Source organism: Paenibacillus sp. J22P90 (genome assembly GCF_059692195.1).
Map to the genome: position 1 here is coordinate 251,242 of NZ_JCAUAY010000005.1, position 14,504 is coordinate 265,745.

Annotated in this window: 14 protein-coding genes; 10 read left to right on the top strand and 4 right to left on the bottom strand. The window is 44.5% G+C overall.

Annotation, left to right across the window (positions count from 1 at the left end):
* Positions 1 to 299 precede the first annotated feature (299 nt).
* The 4 genes from AC58UX_RS18560 to AC58UX_RS18575 all read left to right on the top strand — a co-directional run bounded on the left by AC58UX_RS18560 (position 300) and on the right by AC58UX_RS18575 (position 3,880).
* The gene (locus AC58UX_RS18560) at positions 300 to 2,285 is read left to right on the top strand and encodes a diguanylate cyclase (protein WP_497255358.1); all 1,986 of its coding nucleotides are present in this window, start codon (positions 300 to 302) and stop codon (positions 2,283 to 2,285) included.
* A gap of 137 nt (positions 2,286 to 2,422) precedes the next feature.
* Complete coding sequence (locus AC58UX_RS18565; RefSeq protein ID WP_497255360.1) at positions 2,423 to 3,106, top strand: TVP38/TMEM64 family protein; 684 nt, start codon at positions 2,423 to 2,425, stop codon at positions 3,104 to 3,106.
* 114 nt (positions 3,107 to 3,220) lie between these two features.
* A complete protein-coding gene (locus AC58UX_RS18570; protein ID WP_497255362.1) occupies positions 3,221 to 3,469 on the top strand; it encodes an HPr family phosphocarrier protein in 249 nt (82 codons plus the stop codon).
* Positions 3,470 to 3,592: 123 nt separating this feature from the next.
* Positions 3,593 to 3,880, top strand: coding sequence for an Fpa/YlaN family protein (locus tag AC58UX_RS18575; RefSeq protein WP_056612445.1), 288 nt, complete (start codon positions 3,593 to 3,595; stop codon positions 3,878 to 3,880).
* A 36-nt stretch (positions 3,881 to 3,916) separates the two neighbouring features.
* Here AC58UX_RS18575 and cax read toward each other — a convergent pair whose 3' ends face one another.
* Positions 3,917 to 4,963, bottom strand: coding sequence for a calcium/proton exchanger (gene cax / locus AC58UX_RS18580; RefSeq protein WP_497255364.1), 1,047 nt, complete (start codon positions 4,961 to 4,963; stop codon positions 3,917 to 3,919).
* A 161-nt stretch (positions 4,964 to 5,124) separates the two neighbouring features.
* On the opposite strand from cax, the gene AC58UX_RS18585 reads away from it, so the two are divergent.
* A complete protein-coding gene (locus AC58UX_RS18585) occupies positions 5,125 to 5,502 on the top strand; it encodes an Asp23/Gls24 family envelope stress response protein (RefSeq protein ID WP_497255366.1) in 378 nt (125 codons plus the stop codon).
* 32 nt (positions 5,503 to 5,534) lie between these two features.
* Here the strand turns inward: AC58UX_RS18585 and ftsW are convergent, their stop codons facing one another.
* On the bottom strand, positions 5,535 to 6,713 hold the full coding sequence (gene ftsW, locus AC58UX_RS18590) for a putative lipid II flippase FtsW (RefSeq protein WP_497255367.1): 1,179 nt from the start codon (positions 6,711 to 6,713) through the stop codon (positions 5,535 to 5,537).
* A gap of 13 nt (positions 6,714 to 6,726) precedes the next feature.
* Complete coding sequence (locus AC58UX_RS18595; protein ID WP_056612435.1) at positions 6,727 to 7,074, bottom strand: YugN family protein; 348 nt, start codon at positions 7,072 to 7,074, stop codon at positions 6,727 to 6,729.
* Between the two features lie 205 nt (positions 7,075 to 7,279).
* Here AC58UX_RS18595 and AC58UX_RS18600 point away from each other — a divergent pair, with 205 nt between their 5' ends.
* The 5 genes from AC58UX_RS18600 (at position 7,280) to AC58UX_RS18620 (ending at position 13,589) form a co-directional block, all read left to right on the top strand.
* Positions 7,280 to 8,449, top strand: coding sequence for a M20 family metallopeptidase (locus tag AC58UX_RS18600; RefSeq protein WP_497255369.1), 1,170 nt, complete (start codon positions 7,280 to 7,282; stop codon positions 8,447 to 8,449).
* Between the two features lie 67 nt (positions 8,450 to 8,516).
* Positions 8,517 to 8,966 (top strand): CBS domain-containing protein, encoded by a 450-nt coding sequence (locus AC58UX_RS18605; RefSeq protein ID WP_497255370.1) that lies wholly within the window; start codon positions 8,517 to 8,519, stop codon positions 8,964 to 8,966.
* 135 nt (positions 8,967 to 9,101) lie between these two features.
* Positions 9,102 to 11,207: a PAS domain-containing protein gene (locus tag AC58UX_RS18610; RefSeq protein ID WP_497255372.1), complete on the top strand. Its 2,106-nt coding sequence runs from the start codon at positions 9,102 to 9,104 to the stop codon at positions 11,205 to 11,207.
* A 135-nt stretch (positions 11,208 to 11,342) separates the two neighbouring features.
* Positions 11,343 to 12,494 carry a Gfo/Idh/MocA family protein gene (locus AC58UX_RS18615; RefSeq protein WP_497255373.1) on the top strand — a complete coding sequence of 384 codons (1,152 nt, stop codon included), beginning with the start codon at positions 11,343 to 11,345 and terminating at the stop codon, positions 12,492 to 12,494.
* A gap of 21 nt (positions 12,495 to 12,515) precedes the next feature.
* A complete protein-coding gene (locus tag AC58UX_RS18620) occupies positions 12,516 to 13,589 on the top strand; it encodes a Gfo/Idh/MocA family protein (protein WP_497255375.1) in 1,074 nt (357 codons plus the stop codon).
* On the opposite strand, the gene AC58UX_RS18625 is transcribed toward AC58UX_RS18620, so the two are convergent.
* Positions 13,534 to 14,460 carry a LysR family transcriptional regulator gene (locus tag AC58UX_RS18625; protein WP_497255377.1) on the bottom strand — a complete coding sequence of 309 codons (927 nt, stop codon included), beginning with the start codon at positions 14,458 to 14,460 and terminating at the stop codon, positions 13,534 to 13,536. The genes AC58UX_RS18620 and AC58UX_RS18625 overlap by 56 nt on opposite strands.
* Between the last annotated feature and the right edge of the window lie 44 nt (positions 14,461 to 14,504).

A 14,504-nucleotide genomic window follows, 5' to 3' on the forward strand; every position in this document is an offset into this window, starting at 1 on the left:
TGTCAGGGTGAAGTCATGTGCCCGATTTTGCTAATGAATCATAATGTGATTCCCTGTCAAGAGAGTTCAGCCGCTGTCTTGTCAGGAGCAAAAGCAGTGAGGGTGACACATTTGGCACTCACCGAAATCATGGTGTTACTCGACTTCTAATTTTATTAAAAACATGGGCAAGTGTCAAGTCTCTCTCCGACTAAATGAGAGGAAAATATCGTGCACAAGATGAAAAAAAATAGTATGATAGAAGTAACTAGTTTTAAATTAGTACTTCAGGACTATTGTTGGTGAGTGAAGGAGAGCCTATGAGTGAACTTCGCAGTGTACAAAAGCATAGTCGCGCAGAACACTTTGACGTGTTTCTTCGGCAAGGTTTTAACCTTTCTAGCAACTTTTCTTACGAGAGTTTGCAGGCAACCCCCATTTTACACCAAGTCTTTGAGAACTGGAATCAACAATTTGGCGCTTACATGATCCCGTCACAAACGGCTCTGTTGTGCGTAAATGAGCATCTGTGTGTGGTCGACGCGTGTGCGAATGACACGCCTTATCTGGACAAATATTTGCAGCAGGGCATCTCTTGGAAAGCTGCAGATCGTGGAGATAATCCGTTTGCTCGCTGTGAAGGATCAGGTCATTTACAGTTGACGAGTCGCGATGATGCTCATCTTCGAGAGTTTACACCTTATCATTCTGCAATTACCCCCGTTTCTGACGATTCAGGCAAAGTTTACTTTTATTTAGGGCTTTTCACCCAATCCCACATAAATATGGATGATTTAGCACAATTGCTATACCGTCTTGCACTTACCTTCGAAAGTTCCATGTTACACGTTGAAGAACAAAGGAAATTTGCTCATCTACATAATCTTCACCATCTGAAGGAAATTGAAACAAAGAAGCACGTCATTTTATTCGAAGCCTCGAAGAAGCTGCTTGCGAAGATTGATGTGCATTCTGTTTTGACAGAAGTGACTGAGTGCTTGGAACGTGTATACCCTCACACGCGAGTAGACTTATTGCTTTCTCAAGATAATGATTCTACGAATGTAGCTGTGAAGCCATTGAGTTTTCAACGCTCGGAGTCGGATATCCGAACTCGTGCTTTCATGGAAGGTCAAGTGATCTTTGAGCCAACGCATGCGGGGAGCGTTTCGAGTTCAGGCAACGTCGCGGCACCTTTATCAGGCAAGCAAGGCGTGTATGGCGTTCTGTACATGGAGTTTACGAATGAGCAGATCGACGCCTCGGATTTGCAATTTATCTCGCTGTTGGCTGACTCAGCTGGTACGGCATTTGAAAATGCGAAGCTGTACGAACAATCCAATCTCATGATCAATGAGCTGAGGCTGATTAATGAAATTACAAAACAGCTCAATCAAAGTTTACGTCTAAATGAAATTTTCAATTCAGCTTCTAGTGAAATTTTAAGTATCTTTGGTGCGGATTACAGCTGTATTCTCCAAAACTCCAAAGATAGTGATCATTTAGTTGTTCAGGCGACCAATTTACCGGCCATGTTCCATGAAACTTTTACACTTGACCAGGGGTTTTCAGGCATGATCTATGCGTCTAAGGAGCCGATCATTATTTCTGATTACTGGAGTAATGATAAAGTAAGCTCTAGTTTGATGCAGCGAACGAATTCCCGTTCATTGATCGGTTCACCTATCCTTGTAAATGGCAACGTAGAGGGCGTCATCCTCATCGTTCATCGCTTGCCGAATTTTTTCTCTTACGACAATTACAAGCTGTTACAAGTGCTCTCAAGCCATATCGGACTGGCCATGACGAACGCCTCCTTACATGCGGAAGTGAAGCGTATGGTCATCACAGACAATTTAACGGGGCTTTACGCTCGACATTATTTGGATGAACAAGCGAATCTGATGCAGAAGAAAGATTTTTGCGGTTCTCTCATAGTTGTAGATATTGATTATTTCAAGAAGGTAAATGACACGTACGGTCATCAAATTGGAGACAAGATTCTGATCCATGTAAGCCAGATCATCAAGTCCAGCATTAGAGACACGGATATCGCGGCTAGATGGGGCGGAGAAGAGCTTGCCGTGTACTTGCCTCAAGTGTCCAAGGATCAGGCGATTCGGATTGCTGAACGTATTCGCAGACGCGCGATGGAAGAGACGCAGCCGCAAGTTACGGTATCCTGTGGGGTATCGGATTGGAATTGGGAAGAAGATAAAATCAGCGTGGAATCGCTTTTCTACCGAGCAGATATGGCCCTTTACCAGGCCAAGCATAACGGTCGTAATCAGATTCAAATTGGTTGACGCATGGTGGTGCTTGTCTGTGGGCAAGCACTTTTTTTAATTGTGTGAAGTGGTGAGAATAACGATCATTTGTTTGCTCTTCCTGAACTTGTTGTAACATGTTACAATGATTTGGTCTAAGGGAGGATGGTCGAATTTTGTCGGCATTTAAAAGTAAACGTACCGTACTGCTTATATCTATTATCATCGTAATCCTTGCCTTGCTTTATTTCTTCTTCTATAATCCTGTAGGCATCAAACTTGCGCATAGTAACATGAGGCAATTGTCTGGACATTTAAGAGACATCGGGTGGCCAGGTAAAATAATTGGAATGAGCTTGATTTTCTTCCAAACGTTCTTTCCATTTATTCCATTTGTTCTTGTAGCAGGTACGAACGTTGCGATATTTGGGATTAAAATGGGTTTTCTTGTGAACTACGTAATGTCGTGTTTAGGAGCTGTTGCTTCCTTTTATTTTGCGCGTTATTATGGACATGCTTGGGTGGAAAAGAAGCTTGAACGCTTTCCTTTAGTTACTCAATTCAGTAAGCGGATGGAGCGACACGGCTTTTTCTACGTTCTAATTGGCCGGTTGATCCCCATTTTGCCGTCGTCAGCCATTAACTTTTCTGCGGGTCTTACACGCATGAAATTTCGTCATTTCCTGTGGGGCACGTTGCTTGGAAAGTTTCCCATCGTTTTTCTGGAATCAATGATCGCACATGATCTATTTCACTTCCAGAAGTACAAGGGACGATTGCTCTTACTGCTTGGCATCTTAGTTGCCCTTCTGTTTCTGGGGAATAGTGTGAAAAGAGCTCTTTCGCCGAAGGCGAAATAAAGGGCTTACATGGAGAATGCAGGAAATTTTGTAGTTGCTTTCCCTTCCTGTTCCAAGTTATCATAGAAGTGTAAGACGACCAACTCATACGCGACTATAATGGAGGAATGAAATATGCCAAGTGCTAATAATGCAGCAATTGTTGAGATTTCCCAAACAGCGAATAAATTTAGATCATCCATCGTTCTTCAATACGACAATAAGTATATCGATGTCAAAAGTATTCTAGGCTTGTTTACTACACTACTTAGCTCCAGCAACTATGATCTTCATGTTCATGGTCCAGATGCTGAAGAAGCAAAAGCAGCTATGGCTGAAGTATTCGCTAAGCACAACTTGGGCGTAAACGTCGTTCAAGATTAATTTTGTAACAAGAGAAGGTATTCTCAGAATCTCTGAGGATACCTTCTCTTGTATATTGCGCCAATTTCGCTTAATATAGATCATATAAGGACGGATGACTTTGCGTATAGGGGGAAGTTGGGAATGTCTTCATCTGATTTATTGCTGGATATGAATCAAAAGGCGCTTAATCTTCTTCAAGAAGATGCAGATAAAATCGAAAAGCTGATCGAAGTGCAGATGGAAAATTTGACGACGCGTCAATGTCCACTATACGAAGAGGTATTAGATACGCAAATGTACGGACTATCGCGAGAAATTGATTTTGCCATTCGTGCGGGACTGATCTCCGAATTGCCAGGCAAACAAATTCTCAATAAGCTTGAACGTAATCTTGCGCAGCTGTATGAAGCGTTGAACAATAAAAAGTAACCCCGGAGGGTTACTTTTTTTGTTGTCTGTATGTAGTTAAACGAGGAAGAATACGACGCCAAGGATGATATATACGAACAGAAGGAGAAGACCTTCATACCAGTTCGTTGATCCATCCTGTGTGATGGACTTGGTGATGAATACCGCGACGCCAATGGCTGCGATTTCATAGGTGGTAAAGACGATATTCATCGGGGTACCACTTACGAAAAAGCTAAGCAGGATCAGTACTGGAGCGACGAATAGCGCGATTTGCAGGGAGCTTCCGATGGCAATTTCTACGGCTGCGCCCATTTTATTTTTCATCGCCATCATGACAGCAGCACTATGTTCAGCGGCATTACCGATAATGGCAATGAGGAAAGCACCGACAAACAGGTCAGATAACCCGAATTTGTGTGTAACCTCTTCCAGCGTACCGACTAACCATTCACTCGTAAAGCCAACCATGGCCGTTGCAACGACGAGGAAGACAATGGAAAGGCCTTTGGACCAAGCGGCCTCACCGTGCTCGATGGCTTCATCGGAAAGCACGCTTTTGTGAGTAATCATTGAGAAGATCAGCCAGAGTATGTAAGCGACGATCAGGATAATCGCGACGATCATGCTCATGGACGATGTTTCTTTGGTTGTCAGACCGCCTGCAAAGATCGCAGGAATGAATAAGGCAACGACGCCGAGGATCATTAAGGAAGAGTTGTGAGATGCCATTTTAACATTAAAGGATTGCTCTTTGTACTTGAGACCGCCTGCGAATAGACTCAGACCAAGTACAAGTAGTAAATTCCCGATGATGGCGCCGGTAAGACTTGCTTTAACGACTTCAAATAGGCCGTCTCGCACTAAAAAGAAAGCAATAATGAGCTCGGCTGCATTACCAAACGTCGCATTCAGAAAGCCGCCCATGCGATCTCCAGCATAATGAGCTACGCTCTCGGTCGCTTTGCCCAAGAACCCTGCGACAAAAACGATGGCAACACATGCGATGACGAATTGCAATGTCGTATCAAGGTGCATGTAATGTGCGATTCCAGCTGCTACGAATGAAACGAGCAACCCTATGTAGAACAATTTTCCTTTCAATGGGAACCCTCCGAATCTGAAATATTGGAACTTTTTAACTTCTTATAATATACCTACTTTGCGTAGCAATGTAAATTAAATTGGATACGAGATGGCTGATCTTGCTTTAAGCATTTGTTCTTATTACAATAGATTTATACCAAGTTTAGGGAGTGATCCGTATGTCCGAAGACAATCAAACTGGCTTAATTCGTATTTCTGATGACGTAGTATCGACAATTGCAGGGCTTGCAGCACTGGAAACAGCAGGCATAGCGGGCATGTCAGGTGGCATCTCCGAAGGCTTAGCGAAACGTTTGAGCGGTAAAAATGTGCAACGCGGCGTCTCGGTTGAGGTTGGACAAGTTGAAGCTGCGATAGATTTGCGAGTGATCGTGAAATATGGTTCCCGAATTCAGGATGTATGTAGGGATCTCCAAGAGAACGTTCGGGAAGCTGTTGAAAATATGACAGGTCTAAATGTGGTAGAAGTCAATGTAAAAGTGGAAGGCGTGGCATTCACGGAAGAAGAGACGGAAGAGCAGCTCCGTGTCAAATGAGTACCGAAAAAAAAGACCCAATCGACGTTATATCATGTCGATAAGGGTCTTTTTTTATGTGTTTTCTGCGCTTTTTGTGCAGCTGGGAATTCTTTGTAGGATTGTTCTCGGGAAATCCCTAGGATAACCCCCATACTAATCAAGGAGACCATCATGGAGGAGCCCCCTGCAGAGATGAAGGGCAGCGTAACACCTGTTAACGGTATGGTATTCGTAACCCCGCCGATATTGATAAAAGCTTGAATGGCGAACATGACCATAATGCCAACCCCGGCTAACATCCCGAACAAGTCTGGACAGCGGACAGCAATTAAGATACCGCGCCAGATGAAGAGGAGATAGATGAGTAGGAATAACGAGCTGCCAATAAATCCGAGCTCTTCACCGATAATAGCAAAGATGAAATCGTTATGGGCTTCGGGTAGGTAGTGAAGCTTCTGGATACCTTGTCCGAACCCGGCGCCTGTTAAACCGCCGTGTCCGAAGGCATATAAAGATTGCACTACCTGCAAGCCTGAGCCCTGCGCATCAGCAAAAGGGTCCATAAACGACGTTATTCGGTCAAGCCTAAAGTTAGAGTCCGTATTGCCTAAAACTAGATACAAGAGGATCGCTATCCCAAGAACGAGTGTCATAATGACACCTAAATAAAAAATATGCTTAAGGTTAGAGCCGCCAACCATAATGACAATGGCGGAGCACGTCAAGAGAATCATACAGGAACCGAAGTCTGGCTGTAAGAGAATCAAGCCGCACACAAAGCCAACGATCACAATGGCCGGGAGTAATCCCTTTTGAAAGCTCCTGAATTTTTCTTCTTTATTGCTGATCAGAGAGGCTAGATAGAGAATGACAATCAACTTGGCAAATTCAGTTGGCTGTATCCCGTATCTTCCCAATGAGTACCAGCTGCTAGCGCCATTTGCTTTACTCGTGAAAACAACGAATATTAACCCGAGTACAATGAAGAAGAAAGCAGGGATGACGAGCTTCTTTAATTTGGTGTAATGAATGTTCATGCAAAATAACATGCCAATCGTCCCGATGCCAACCGCGAATATTTGCTTTCTAGTAAAGAACCACGGGTCGTCCCATCGATAGGCGCTTGTCATTGAGCTTGCACTGAACACCATAACCAATCCAAAACAAACTAATACAAAGGTTAGTAAGAGCAGCAGAAAATCCGGTGTTCCTCTTCGAGGTGGATTCATGCTGATTCCTCGCCTAGTCTGCTAATAATTGTTGCAGTTGGTCTAATTTTTGTTTGGAGATTTTGAGCACGTTCTCAGGGATTGGTGAATTGTAATCCAAACCATGCGGGAACGTTTCTTTGCCTATGTAAGCTTCTTCTAGGTATAATACTGCATAAGGAGATTCTAGTTTGCCTGTTTCTACACGTGCATTTACACGCAAGAAGTAGACAGCTTTGCTTGCTTTATCTTCCATTTTGAAGTCGTAAGTAGCACGAGTGTATTCCCATTGCCAACGAACGAAACCTAGTTTAGTTGTTACTTCGTCCAAGTGAGCCAAATCGCTTTTTAGGCCTTTTAAGCCAGTTGCTTCAATAATCAATTTTAACGCCTCCATATTGTACGTATGCATTCTTTTCTCATGATAGTATGTTTCTAAGGGTTCTGCAAGTCGCTTGCCATGTCTAAATTCTAATATTTGATGGCACTTTAAAGATGAAACCATGGTTAATATTTGATAGAATAGGTTTCAATAGATCATTTTTGAGTAAAAGTTAGTGATTAAGAACGGAAGGTGGGTGTACCTGATGATTCAATTTCATGAAGATCTCCAAGCCATTTATGAAGAAATGGTGGGCTGGAGACGTTATTTGCATCAGAATCCTGAGCTTTCCTACCAGGAGTACCAGACGGCAGAGTTTGTAACGAAACATCTGCTTAGCTGGGACATTGAAGTGCGTACAGGTGTAGGCGGGAATGGTGTTGTCGGTTTGCTTCGCGGCAGCGGCGAGGGACCTACGGTTGCCCTTCGTGCTGACATGGACGCGCTGCCGATTCAGGATGAGAAGAACTGTGACTATTCATCAATGAAGAATGGGATTATGCACGCTTGTGGGCATGATGCACATACATCAACATTGCTCGGTATCGCCAAGGTGGCCAGCCTGCATCGGGCAGAGCTGAAGGGGAACCTGGTTTTCCTGTTCCAGCACGCAGAAGAGATTTCTCCCGGCGGTGCGGATTCGATGATTAAAGCTGGCGCGTTAGATGGCGTAGACGCTGTCTTTGGTGTTCATTTATGGACGCCTTTCCCAGTTGGACATGCCTACACGCGTTCAGGGGCGTTCATGGCCGCGCCAGATGAATTCACCATCCGGATACAGGGAAAAGGCGGGCACGGTGGATTACCGCATCAAACGATCGATAGTGTGTATGTTGCCTCGCAATTAGTCGTGAACTTGCAATCGATTGTAAGCCGGCAAGTGGATCCTGTTGAGCCTTGCGTTGTTAGTGTCGGCTCGTTCCATGGCGGTTCTAGCTTTAATGTTATTGCAGAAACGAGTGTACTCAATGGTACTGTGCGCACCTTCAATCCGGAGCTAAGACAAGAAGTGAAAGCCCGAATGGAGCGAATTGTAAAGGCCACCTGTGAAATGTCCCAAGCTACATATGAGCTGGATTATAAACTCGGCTATCCAACGGTTATCAATGATGCGAATGAAGCAGCTCGTTTCTTTCAAGTCGGCACAACCTTGTTTGGTGAAGAGAATGTACATGAATCTCCGCTTATTATGGCCGGAGAAGACTTTTCCTATTATTTGCAAGAGAAGCCTGGATGCTTCATGTTTGTAGGCGCGGGCAATGTGGAAGCTGGCATAGTATATCCTCATCATCATCCTAAGTTTGATATAGACGAAAGATCTATGCTTAACGCGGCGAATTTGCTGCTGTCCATGGCCTTGGATTATATGGCATGAATGCCCTCCGAACATTGGTGAATGATAATGTAGTAATCATTTGTTGTGCTACATGACACCAAGGAGGATGATGAAATTGCCAGATAAGCAAGTAAAGGACATCATGAGTAAAGACTGCGTGACGGTTACCTTGCTGGATAATGTGTATGAGATTGCTGTGAAAATGAAGCAGCACGATATTGGATTTGTTGGGGTTCTCGATGGGAAGAAGTTCATTGGTGGCGTAACAGACCGTGATCTTGTTGTCCGAGGCTATGCGGAAAAGCATTCAGGCTCGACCGCTGTGGAAACGGTGATGACGAAAGATATGATTACCGTTGAGCCCAATACGTCTGTGGATGAAGCCGCGAAAATCATGGCACAGCATCAAATCAGGCGGCTGCCGGTTGTCGAGCATGGCGAGCTCGTTGGGATTGTAGCGATTGGTGATTTGGCCGTTAGAGGTAGTTTTGAAGATGAGGCTGGCGAAGCGCTAAGCCAGATTTCACAAGAACGCACACTTGTTGGGAGTCATTAAGCAAGCATATTCTTGTCATACAGCAGCTTTCCCTAAATTTTGGGAGAGCTGTTTTTTTGTGAATTCTCTTTACGAGGTGCATCAATGTAAGCGATAATAATAAAACGCAACGGGTGAAGGGGGTCGTACACAGAGATGAATATGTTTGAAGACAATGCTTCCGTTGGCTTTATCATTCTAGATTCAAACTGGCATTTTATTTACGCTAATGATTATGGCGCAAGTGTTTTAACGCGATCACCTGAAGAGCTTCTAGGTAAAATGGCTTGGACTGAGTTTCCTGCCGCGATTAGGCATGCTACATATAGTTATTTTCATCAAGCTCGTAGAACTGGAAAAGAAGTTGCCTTTAAGGAATATGTGAAGCCGTCCAACCAATGGATTCATGTAAACGCTTATCCTGTTGGTGACAACCTACATATTATTATTCGGAAAACTGCAATGATTGAGAATCATTTAGCTATTGAAACGAATCTTAATCATAAATATACAGACTATGTGCAAGATCTTATTACGTTCACTGCCGAGGATGGCAGTCTGCTTTATGTTTCACCCTCGATAAAAGCCTTGCTAGGATATGAACTTGAGGATATGTATGGAGCCTCTGTACTGTCTTTTTGCCATCCGGAGGATATCGAGGTTTTGAAGAACATTTTTTTGTCGTATGATACGACAATTCCGAATGATCAAGGTACGATCACCTGTCGATTCCTTCACAAAAAGGGTTGGTACATATGGTTCGAAAACAATTTCAAATGGTTGTTGGACGAATCTGGGAATCGCAGACAGAACATAGGTATTTGGCGAGATATCTCCGAGCGCAAGATCGTTGAAGAGCGGTTCGTTCAAGCACAGCGATTAGGGCAATTCGGCAGCTTTGAAAGAGTTGTGGAAGAGGATACGATCATGTGGTCGGAGGAGTTGTACCGGATATTTGGTCTTGAACCTGGCTTCAGGATGGATTTGAGTACAATGATTGAGTATGTTTTACCTGATGATCGTGAGAAAGTAGTCCATGCAATTAAACAGGCTGTTCTCTTCGGAAAGTCAGATACCGTCTACAGGATCTTACGTCAAGATGGGGAGATCCGTTATCTTCGTTCCCAAACTGAAAGAGTCGTTCTAAATGGAGGGCGAATGGCTGTTCGTGGACTTGCTCACGATATTACCATGCATAAGCAAATTGAACACGAGATACTCCAAAGTAAAACAAAATTGGAACTCGCGAAAGAAATTGCCGGTTTAGGCCATTATGAGTGGGACGTCATTCAAAATGCGGTGTATTTATCAGACGAAATGACCGCCATATTTGGTTGTCCCGATTTCGTGAATCAGTTGCCCCTTGAAACCATTCTTGAAAGCATTCATCCCGATGACCTGTCTAGAACGAAGGCAGCGATGAAAAATGCGCTTCAACATGGAACGATGGATCTCGTCTATCGGGTTGTGGTCGATGAAGAGGTGCGAACCTTGCACACACTAGCTAGAACCACCTATGACGAGTGGGGGCGAGCGCTATGTTTATTCGGAACTGTGCAGGATATAACGCTGCAGAAACAAACGGAGGAGCTGCTCCGTAAAACAGAAAAACTGCATGTTGCCGGCCAATTGGCAGCGGGTATTGCCCATGAGATTCGCAATCCATTGACAGCGCTTAAGGGCTTTGTAAAGCTGATGTGTCATGCGAACGAGGAAAGTAAACTGCGTTATTTTCACATTATGCAAGAAGAGTTTAATCGCATTGAGCTGATTCTAGGCGAGCTTCTGATACTCGCTAAGCCGCAAGCGGTTGCCTACATGCCTCACGATCCATTAGTGATACTTGAAGAGGTCATTCAACTTTTAAATACAGAAGCCATTATGAATAATGTTGAAATTATGCTGAATGCCGACTCGATTCTTCCGAGTGTCAATTGTGAGCGGAATCAAATTAAGCAAGTTTTTGTCAATGTTATCAAAAATGCGATTGAAGCGATGCCTACAGGCGGTCCCTTGAATATTAATGCACAGCTTCTAGGGAATGACGTCATTTTGGAGTTTGTCGATCAGGGCCAAGGGATTTCGGAAGATCGATTGCCGCGAATTGGCGAGCCATTTTATACAACGAAGGAAAAAGGGACGGGCCTGGGCATGATGGTAAGCTTTACCATTATTGAAGAGCATCATGGGCTGATCCGCTATCAAAGTAAGCTTGGCGTTGGAACTTCGGTCAGCATTCAATTACCGGCTTACGCACAGTAAACTTGTCTAATTGACGTCTAACTGTCAAAGTTCGCAATAAGGTAGTCAATCTGCGACAAGATGCCTCCTCATAAATATGCTAAAGTGAAAGCGTGCTTAATAATTGTGAATCTGACAAGAAAAAGGTGACGTACAGTGGAAAAAGTAAGGATTGGTATCATTGGTCTGGGGAACATGGGAACCGGACATGCCAAATATTTGGTCAAAGGTGAAGTGAAGGGCGCTGAACTTACGGCAATTTGTGAACCGAGAGCGGATCGCTTGGAGTGGGCAAAAGAAAACCTAGGTGAAGGCGTCAAATTATTTGACAATCTTGATGACTTTTTGGCTTCCGGCATCATTGATGGGGTATTGATTGCAACACCTCACTACGATCACCCAGGAACAGCTATTCGCGCTTTCGAAGCAGGTCTGCATGTTATTTGTGAGAAGCCGGCGGGTGTATATACGAAGCAAGTTCGCCAAATGAACGAAGCTGCGAAAGCATCAGGCAAGGTATTCAGCATGATGTACAACCAACGTACAAATCCATTATATACAAAATTAAAAGATCTAGTTTCTTCTGGCGAGCTTGGTGAAATTCGCAGAACGAACTGGATTATTACGAACTGGTACAGATCACAAAGCTATTACGATTCAGGCGGCTGGCGTGCAACATGGGCTGGTGAAGGCGGCGGCGTACTGATCAATCAGGATCCGCATCAACTAGACCTATGGCAGTGGACGATCGATATGATGCCGAAGCGTGTACGCGCTTTCTGTTATTTCGGTAAACACCGTAATATCGAAGTTGAAGATGATGTAACAGCATTTGTAGAATATGAAAATGGTGCTACAGGCTTGTTCGTGACGACAACAGGTGAGGCTCCAGGGACAAACCGTTTTGAATTGTCCGGTGACCGTGGGAAAATCGTCATTGAAGACGGCAAATTGACGTTCTGGCGTTTACGTGTATCGGAAAGAGAATTTAATGAAACGTACAAAGGCGGCTTCGGTAGTCCTGAATGCTGGAAATGTGAAATTCCTGTTGAGGGCAAAGAAACGGGCCATATGGGAATCACACAAAACTTTGTTGACGCGATTCTTCATGGAACACCATTGATTGCTCCAGGTGAAGAAGGAATCAAAGGCTTGATGATCTCCAACGCCATCATGCTGTCTACGTTCACAGACAACTGGGTCGATCTACCGATCGATGAAGACTTGTTTGAGCAGCACTTACAAGAGAAAATTAAAAACTCCAAAGTGAGTAAAGATGCAGGCAGCTTTAAAACACTTAACGTCTAAGATCTGTGGAGGAAATCCGAAATGCAAAAAAGTGATGGCATGAATTATGCCCCGAAAGGGAAGCCGAACCTTGTTGTTCAAAAAGGGGAGTTTACCTTCGCGGCTGTTGCTCTAGATCATGGTCATATCTATGGCATGACGAATGGGCTCTTGGAAGCTGGCGCAGAGTTGAAATGGGTATATGATCAAGACCCAGCTAAAGTGGCTGCGTTCATCGAAAAGTTCCCTCAGGCTAAAGCAGCCTCTTCTGAGGAAGAAATCTTTCATGATCCTGAAGTCAAACTGATCGCTGCGGCGGCAGTTCCTTCGGAACGCGGGCCTCTTGGCATTCGTGCTATGGAGCACGGGAAAGACTATTTCACGGATAAAACGCCATTTACTTCCCTTGACCAGTTGGAAGCAGCTAAGGCTGTTGTAGAAGCTACAGGGCGTAAATATGCGGTGTACTACAGTGAGCGACTCCATGTGGAAAGTGCTGTCTTCGCAGGTCAATTGATCGAAGAGGGCGCAATCGGGCGCGTTGTCCAAGTCATTGGTCTTGGACCTCACCGGTTGAATGCAGCAAGCCGTCCCGCTTGGTTTTTTGAGAAGGAGAAATACGGCGGTATTCTGGCTGATATCGGCAGCCATCAGATCGAGCAGTTCCTCTTCTATTCAGGCTGTAAGGATGCGACAGTGGTTAGTAGTAAAGTAGCGAATTATCATGCGAAGGATTTTCCAGAGCTTGAGGATTTCGGTGATGCGACACTTATTGGGGACAATGGGGCAACGAACTATTTCCGTGTAGACTGGCTGACACCAAACGGCTTAGGAACATGGGGAGACGGGCGTACGTTGATTCTTGGAACCGAGGGTTACATCGAAATGCGTAAATATATTGATATTGCGCGTGACCCGCAAGGGGATCAACTGTATCTGGTCAACCAACAAGGAGAAAAGCACTACAGTCTGCATGGACAAGTAGGCTTTCCATTCTTCGGTCAGTTGATCTTGGATTGCATCCATCGTACAGAGAATGCGATGACACAAGCACATACGTTTAAAGCGGCTGAATTGTGCTTGCTTGCCCAAGCGAAAGCCGTTCGTGTGGAGTAGTTTCACACATCAGTTGAATGAAGTTTTTCAATGGAACAGATAATTGCCGTTTGGCATGATAGCATAATTGCACATTAAGTTTAAAATTCGGGTAGTTTAGCGGTAAAATCGCTAGCTGCCCGTTTTGTGTTTCCGTCGTCACCGTTGTTTTCGGCAGTAAGCAGAGGCCAAGCCCGTGCATGGCGCATTTTTTGATCGTTTCATAGTTATTTATCTCGTATGTGAGTGTGTATTGCACATTGTGCTTGCGCAGCATCGTTTCAAATAGCTTCCGGCAGCGTCCGCCTGAGATCGACATTAAAATTTCAGAACCGTTGAGATCCTCTGGCACGATAGAAGTCCTTGCGGCTAAGGGATGATCGGGGGCTGCCACAATGACGAACTCCTCTTCCTGGATCGTCTTAAATACCAAATCAGGATCGCTGAGCTCTCGATCGACGATGAAGCCTAAATCGCATTCGCCGGCCTTCAGCGCGCGTGACGTATCATTTTCCAATAATTCATTGATCGTGATCGTAATGTTCGGAAAGCACTTCTTGAATGCTCCAAGGAACGGAGGCAGCATATAGGAAAAGAGTGTTGTTTCGTGCGTGCCGATCATGAAGCTTCCTGTTGTTTGGCCGGCCACATTGATTTTGGATTCCTCGTATAGCTTCAAAATCTTCGCAGCATACCGCAGCAGAATGTCCCCCGCAGGCGTCGGTCGCATCTTTTTATCGATGCGTTCAAAAATTTCAACCCCGTATTCGATTTCCAGCTTCTGAATCTGTGAGGTCACACTGGACTGGGCATATCCTAATTTTTCGGAAGCCTTCGTAAAGTTTTGCCATTTTGCTACTTCGAGCAGTGTTTTGTATAACGTCAGATCCATAGGCATGCCCTCCTCAATCATCATTTTTTTCGATCGAATCGATC